The organism is Streptomyces viridosporus (assembly GCF_002078235.1).
In the GTDB taxonomy this organism is placed as follows: Bacteria; Actinomycetota; Actinomycetes; order Streptomycetales; family Streptomycetaceae; genus Streptomyces; species Streptomyces viridosporus.
In genome coordinates this window covers 1-5733 of the sequence record NZ_MSGP01000416.1, presented here as the reverse complement: position 1 = coordinate 5733, position 5733 = coordinate 1, and the positions used below count along the sequence as shown (strand labels likewise).

Annotated in this window: 5 protein-coding genes and 1 pseudogene; 4 read left to right on the top strand and 2 right to left on the bottom strand. The window is 74.5% G+C overall.

The annotated features are described in order from the left end of the window. The first annotated feature begins 180 nt into the window (after positions 1 to 180). Complete coding sequence (locus B7L92_RS41175; protein WP_170102248.1) at positions 181 to 348, top strand: hypothetical protein; 168 nt, start codon at positions 181 to 183, stop codon at positions 346 to 348. A gap of 142 nt (positions 349 to 490) precedes the next feature. Here the strand turns inward: B7L92_RS41175 and chsH3 are convergent, their stop codons facing one another. Together chsH3 and B7L92_RS27265 are read right to left on the bottom strand one after the other, a co-directional pair. Next, positions 491 to 1348: an enoyl-CoA hydratase ChsH3 gene (gene chsH3 / locus B7L92_RS27270; RefSeq protein WP_081240022.1), complete on the bottom strand. Its 858-nt coding sequence runs from the start codon at positions 1346 to 1348 to the stop codon at positions 491 to 493. A gap of 106 nt (positions 1349 to 1454) precedes the next feature. Beyond that, the gene (locus B7L92_RS27265) at positions 1455 to 2933 is read right to left on the bottom strand and encodes an MFS transporter (protein ID WP_107501615.1); all 1479 of its coding nucleotides are present in this window, start codon (positions 2931 to 2933) and stop codon (positions 1455 to 1457) included. 278 nt (positions 2934 to 3211) lie between these two features. Here B7L92_RS27265 and B7L92_RS27260 point away from each other — a divergent pair, with 278 nt between their 5' ends. From B7L92_RS27260 to B7L92_RS43965, 3 genes and pseudogenes are all read left to right on the top strand, one after another. Further along, entirely contained in the window at positions 3212 to 4744 is a 1533-nt protein-coding gene (locus B7L92_RS27260; protein ID WP_081240021.1) for an MFS transporter, read from the top strand. Positions 4745 to 4879: 135 nt separating this feature from the next. Beyond that, positions 4880 to 5530 (top strand): class I SAM-dependent methyltransferase, encoded by a 651-nt coding sequence (locus B7L92_RS27255; RefSeq protein WP_081240020.1) that lies wholly within the window; start codon positions 4880 to 4882, stop codon positions 5528 to 5530. A gap of 46 nt (positions 5531 to 5576) precedes the next feature. After that, a pseudogene (locus tag B7L92_RS43965) lies at positions 5577 to 5733 on the top strand (N-acetylmuramoyl-L-alanine amidase); the annotation flags it as partial.

The window sequence follows — 5733 nt, the reverse complement described above, 5'->3', positions numbered from 1 at the left end:
CCCCTCACCTCCCCGGCGCCCTTCCCGCTCCCCGCCCCGTACCCCTCCAACAGGCGCCCCTGGGACGGCTTGTAACGAAGTAGCAGCGGTCGGCGTGGTCGCCTGGATCCGGGGCGTGGTCGGCCGGTTACACTCGCCCGGCTGCAGGAAAGACCATGTCTACGGGGTGAATTCCTTCCGATGAACGACGTCATCATGAACCAGCCGCAGACCGCCGAGGGCGGGCAGGCCGCTGCCGGGCACGGCAGGCACCGGGGGCCGGTCTCCACGCAGGACGCCGAGACGGCTCCGCGGGGCCGTCACCGCAGGCCGGTGGAGGAGAACGAGAGCTCGGAGGCCGCTGCCTGACGGTACGTCAGATGCGGCCCGGCACACGGGAACACGACCGGCCCCGCCCGTCGCACGACGGGCGGGGCCGCACCGTGTCCGGCCCGGTCTCCGGCGGGGCGGCCGGTGCACCGGACACAACTCCCATGTTTCACAGGGACGTTCAGGAGTGTGCGACGGTGGTGTCGGCGAGCACGGGCGCGTCGCCCCGCTCCACGGCACCCACGGTCACGCGCACCCCGCCGTCCCCGCGCCACATCCGGATCCGCAGCGTCTCGCCCGGGTACACCACCCCGGCGAACCGGGCGGCGTAGGCGCGCACCCGGGTGACGTCGCCTCCGAGCAGGGTGTCGACGACCGCCTTGAGCGTCATGCCGTAGGTGCACAGCCCGTGCAGGACGGGCCGCTCGAACCCGGCGCGCGCGGCGAACCCGGGGTCGGCGTGCAGCGGGTTGCGGTCACCGGAGAGGCGGTAGAGGAGGGCCTGGTCCTCCCGGACGGTCCGCTCGACGGTCCGGTCCGGCTCCCCGGCGGGGGCCTCGCGCCGCGCGGACGGACCGCGGTCGCCGCCCCAGCCGCCCTCGCCGCGCACGTGGACCCGCGCCTCGTCGGTCCACAGCGGGCCGTCGGCGTCGGCGGCCTCGGTGCGCATCACCAGGACGGCCGCCCGGCCCTTGTCGTACACGGCGGTGATGCGGCCGGTGGTGGTGGCGGTGCCCTCGGCCGGGAGGGGACGGTGCAGGGTGAGCGACTGGCCGCCGTGCAGGACGTTCGCCAGGTCGACCTCGACGCCGGGCACGGACAGGGCGCCGATCACCCCCGGCACCCCGGCGCCCGCGACGGTGGCGAAGCTCGGCAGGACGTGCAGCCGGGTCTCCAGGGTGTAGCGCAGTTCGCCGGGGTCGGTGGCGGGGATCCCCGCGCCGATGCCGAGGTGGTAGAGCAGGACGTCCTCGGCGGTCCAGGAGATCTCACCGGTCCGGGGTGCGGCGGCGAGCGCCCTGGCTGCGTCGATGGGCATGGGTCTCCTGATCACCGGAAGCGTCGCCGGGGCCGTCGTCGGCGCCCTCTGTACAGCCCTGTCCCCGGCGCTGGGGGAAATACCCCTCCGCCCCGGCCGGAGCCCGTCAGGAGGTCTCCTCGCCCACCGCGGCCCTCGCCTTCCCGCGTCCCGGACCGGTGGCCGCGGCCGTCCGCCCCGGCAGCCACACCCACATCAGCACCACCCCGGCGGCCAGGACGACCGCCCCCGTGCGGAACGCCAGCGCGTACCCCTCCGTCAGCGCCTCGGGTGTCCGGTCGCCCGCCGTGCGGGCCGCCGCGATCGTCGACATGACCGCGAGCCCCAGGGAACCGCCCATCGTGCGGGAGGTGTTGACCAGCCCGGAGACGACACCGGCCTCCCGCGGCGGCGCCCCGGACGTGGCGAGCGCGGCGAGCGGCGTCCCGGCGAGGCCCGCGCCCAGCATCATGAGGATGCCGGGGAACATGATCGTGGTCAGGTACGCCCCGTCGGCGGTCATCGTCGACTGCCAGCCGAAGCCGGCCACCGCGACCAGTGTGCCGAGCACGGCCACGGCGCGCGGGCCCGCGGTGTGCATCAGCCGGGGCGCGATCTTGGAACCGAGGACCACCGCGAGCGAGCTGGGCACCAGGGCGAGCCCGGCCTCCAGCGGGGTGTAGCCGAGCACGTTCTGCGCGTACAGGGTCATGAAGAACCACATGCAGAACATCGCGGAGCCGCTCAGGAACATCGCCGCGTTCGCCGACGCCACCGACCGCAGCCGCAGCAGCCCGAGCGGCATCAGCGGCGCCTTCGCCCGTGCCTCGACCAGGAGGAAGAGCACGATGAGGGCGAGCCCGGCGCACAGCGGCACCAGGGTGGCCGCCGCCGCCCAGCCCTCGGCCTCGGTCTGCGAGATGCCGTACGCCAGCGTGGCGAGACCGGCCGTCACCAGCAGCGCGCCGGGCAGGTCGAGGCGCCGGCCGCCCCCGTCCCGGCTCTCCACCAGCCACCACGCGGCGCCGGCCAGCACCACCGCGCCGACCGGCACGTTGATCAGCAGCACCCAGCGCCACGACAGCGCCTCCACCAGCACCCCGCCGACGAATCCGCCGGCCGCGCCGCCGCCCGCGCCGACGGCCGTCCAGGTCGCTATGGCCCGGGCGCGGGCCGCCCCCTCCGGCACCGCGGAGGTGACGAGGGTGAGCGTGGAGGGCGCCAGGACGGCCGCCCCCAGCCCCTGCGCGGCCCGCGCCAGCAGCAGCTGCCAGCCCTCCTGGGCCAGCCCGCCGGCCAGCGAGGCCAGCGTGAACAGCCCGAGGCCGACGAGGAACATGCGCTTGCGCCCGTAGAGGTCGCCGACCCGGCCGCCGAGCAGCATGAAGCCGGCGAAGGCGATGGAGTACGCGTTGACCACCCACTGGAGGCCCTGCTCGCCGAGGTCCAGCCCGGTGCGCAGGGACGGCAGGGCCACGTTCACCACGGAGATGTCGAGCACGACGAGGAACTGCCCGGCACACGCGAGCGCCACCACCAGCCACATGGGGGGAGTGCCGCGGCCGGACAGACGGGTGGTGTCGGTGGTTTCGAGCATGTGCGCCATGGTCTCAACCCGCCCGCACCCGCCGCATCGGCATTTCGCCCTACGCCTCTCCCCCTCTCCCCCGCCCCTTCCTACGCCTTTCCCGCGTCTCTCCTACGCCAAAGGAACGGTCAGGATTCGCCGACGTGCCGCATCATCGGAATAGTTGCCTCGGTGTACGGGGTTCGGTGTGCACGTATCCCCGTACGAGCACGCATCCGTGCACGAGCACGCGTCCGTGCACGACTCCCCCCGCACGACTCCGTGCACGACCGGTTCCGGCCTGGAGGCCCCCGCCCATGACGCAGACGACGACCGCTCGCACCACCGACCGGGCGAGCGGGGCCGCGGTCCCGGTGCTCGCCTTCGCGGGCATCGTCGTCGCGGTGATGCAGACCCTGCTGGTCCCGGTCGTCAAGGACCTGCCCCGCCTGCTGGACACCTCACCCTCCGACGCCACCTGGGTGCTGACCTCGACCCTGCTCTCCGGCGCCGTGGCCACCCCGATCATGGGCCGCCTCGGCGACCTGTACGGCAAGCGGCGCATGCTGGTCACCAGCCTCGCGGTGATGGTGGCCGGGGCACTGGTCAGCGCCTCCACCAGTGAGCTGCTGCCGATGATCACCGGCCGTACGCTCCAGGGCTTCGCGATGGGCGCGATCCCGCTCGGCATCGGTCTGATGCGCGACCTGCTGCCGCACGAACGGCTGGGCTCCGCGATGGCTCTGATGAGCTCCTCCATAGGCGTCGGCGGCGGTCTGGCCCTGCCCGCCGCCGCGCTGGTCGCCCAGCACGCCGACTGGCACGCCCTCTACCTCGGCGCGGCCGGTCTCGGCGCCCTCGCCATCGCCCTCACCCTGCTCGTCGTGCCGGAGTCCCCGGTGCGGGCGAAGGGCACCTTCGACCTGCCGGGCGCGCTGGGCCTGTCCGCCGGACTGGTCCTGTTCCTGCTCCCCGTCTCCAAGGGCGGCGACTGGGGCTGGACCGCCGGCACCACGCTGGGCCTGTTCGGCGCGGCGGCCGCGGTCCTGCTGCTGTGGGGCCTGATGGAACTGCGCGTGCCCGCGCCCCTGGTGGATCTGCGCACCACCGCCCGGCGCGAGGTCCTCCTCACCAACCTCGCGTCGATCATGGTCGGCGTCTCCTTCTTCGTCGTCTCCCTCGTCCTCCCGCAACTGCTCCAGCTGCCCGCCGAGACCGGTCACGGCCTGGGTCAGTCGATGGTCGTCGCGGGCCTGTGCGTGGCCCCGCTGGGCCTGACCATGATGTTCACCGCCCCCGTCTACGCCCGCCTGTCCGCCCGCTACGGCCCGAAGGCCACCCTCGTCCTCGGCCTGCTGATCATCGCGGCCGGCTACGGCGGCGGCCTCGGCCTGATGGACGCCGCCTGGCAGACCGTCGTCACCTCGGTCGTCCTCGGCACGGGCATCGGCCTCGCCTACTCCTCCCTGCCCGCCCTGATCACCGGCGCGGTCCCGGCCTCGGAGACCGGCGCCGCGAACGGCCTGAACACGCTGATGCGCTCCATCGGTACGTCGGTGTCGAGCGCCGTGATCGGCATGGTGCTGGCCGGCACGGCGGACACCGTGGGCGGTACGGAGGTCCCGACCCTGCACGGCTTCCGCGTCTCCTTCCTGATCGCGACGGCGGCGGTGGCCGTGGGCCTGCTCCTGGCCCTGTTCCTCCCCGGCGGGCGCCCGTCGTCACGGTTGCGGCTGCGGGCGAGCAGCGAGGAGGAGGCGCACCTGGAACGCGCGGAGACGGCGCTGCGCGGCCTCCCGGGACGGGGCCGGGACACGACCGGTGTCCCCGTCCCCGCCGACGGCGGCTAGGGGGTGTCCCGCGGGTCGTGCCGCGGGCGCGCGGGGCCGGCGGGGCGCCGCCGGCCCCCTGCCCGCGTGACCGGGCGGAAGGTACGGCAGCATGGGCCCGTGCACACACGGACGACCTCGGGAAAGGCCCCCTCCATGCCGATGGCTCCCCCGCCGGAGATCCTGGCCGCGTTCGAGGCGGCGAAGGGCTTCATGCCCGCGGACGAGGGCCTGGCCCTGTACGCGGCGGCGACCGGGGCCAGCCGCCTGGGTCTGCCCCTGCTGGAGGTCGGCACCTACTGCGGCCGTTCCACGGTCCTGCTCGCCGACGCCGCCCGCGCGGCGGGCGTCACCGCGCTCACCGTGGACCACCACCGCGGCAGCGAGGAGCAGCAGCCCGGCTGGGACTACCACGATCCGGAGACGGTCGACCCGGAACTCGGCCTGATGGACACCCTCCCCACCTTCCGCCGCACCCTGCACCGGGCGGGCCTGGAGGACCACGTGGTGGCCCTGGTGGGCCGTTCCCCGCAGATCGCCGCCCTCTGGAACTCCCCCCTCGCCCTGGTCTTCGTCGACGGCGGTCACACCGACGAGCACGCCACGGCCGACTACGAGGGCTGGGCCCCCCACGTCGCCGAGGGCGGTCTCCTCGTCATCCACGACGTCTTCCCCGACCCGGCGGACGAGTTCACCGGCCAGGCGCCGTACCGCGTCTACCTCCGGGCCCTGGAGTCCGGCGCCTTCACGGAGGTCTCGGCCACCGGGTCCCTGCGGGTACTGCGCCGCACGGGACCGGGGATCTGAGTCCGTCGGGCCGTCGGGGGACCGGGCGGGCCGCTAGGGTGGCTGCGTGTCGTACACAGGTCCCGGCTTCGATCCCCCACAGCCCCGGCGGTCCCTGCGCGGACCGCTGACCGTGGCGCTCGCCGCGCTCGTGCCGGGGGCGTTGCTCGGGTGGGCGGTGTACGCGGCCGTGGACGGGCCGGGGAACGGCGGGAGTTCCGCGG

Bases quoted from the DNA above. Each gene is read 5' to 3' on its own strand.
- B7L92_RS41175 (WP_170102248.1), top strand. From the start codon at position 181: ATGAACGACGTCATCATGAACCAGCCGCAGACCGCCGAGGGCGGGCAG.
- B7L92_RS27255 (WP_081240020.1), top strand. From the start codon at position 4,880: ATGCCGATGGCTCCCCCGCCGGAGATCCTGGCCGCGTTCGAGGCGGCG.
- chsH3 (WP_081240022.1), bottom strand. From the start codon at position 1,348: ATGCCCATCGACGCAGCCAGGGCGCTCGCCGCCGCACCCCGGACCGGT.
- B7L92_RS27260 (WP_081240021.1), top strand. From the start codon at position 3,212: ATGACGCAGACGACGACCGCTCGCACCACCGACCGGGCGAGCGGGGCC.
- B7L92_RS27265 (WP_107501615.1), bottom strand. From the start codon at position 2,933: ATGGCGCACATGCTCGAAACCACCGACACCACCCGTCTGTCCGGCCGC.